This window comes from Falsiroseomonas sp. HW251 (assembly GCF_050563545.1).
In the GTDB taxonomy this organism is placed as follows: Bacteria; Pseudomonadota; Alphaproteobacteria; order Acetobacterales; family Acetobacteraceae; genus Falsiroseomonas.
Map to the genome: position 1 here is coordinate 1 of NZ_JBNXUM010000119.1, position 326 is coordinate 326.

Annotated in this window: 1 protein-coding gene; it reads left to right on the top strand. The window is 74.2% G+C overall.

All coding sequences use genetic code 11. The features are described from left to right. On the top strand, positions 1 to 322 hold a 322-nt coding region (locus ACLF3M_RS35440), incomplete at its 5' end, for an OmpA family protein (RefSeq protein ID WP_430661720.1). Between the last annotated feature and the right edge of the window lie 4 nt (positions 323 to 326).

Sequence of the window (326 nt, forward strand, 5' to 3'; positions counted from 1 at the left end):
CTTCCTCGTCTTCTTCGACTGGGACCGCTACAACCTGACCGACCGCGCCCGGCAGATCATCGCCGAGGCCGCCCAGGCCGCCCAGCGCACCGGCACGACCCGCATCGAAGTCGCGGGCCACGCCGACCGCTCCGGCACGCCGCAGTACAACATGGGCCTCTCGCAGCGCCGCGCCGACGCGGTCGCGACCGAGCTCGCCCGCCTCGGCGTGCCGCGCTCCGCGATGGTCATCCAGGCCTTCGGCGAGACCCGCCCGCTCGTCCCGACCGCGGACGGCGTGCGCGAGCCGCAGAACCGCCGCGTCGAGATCGTCCTGCGCTGATCCG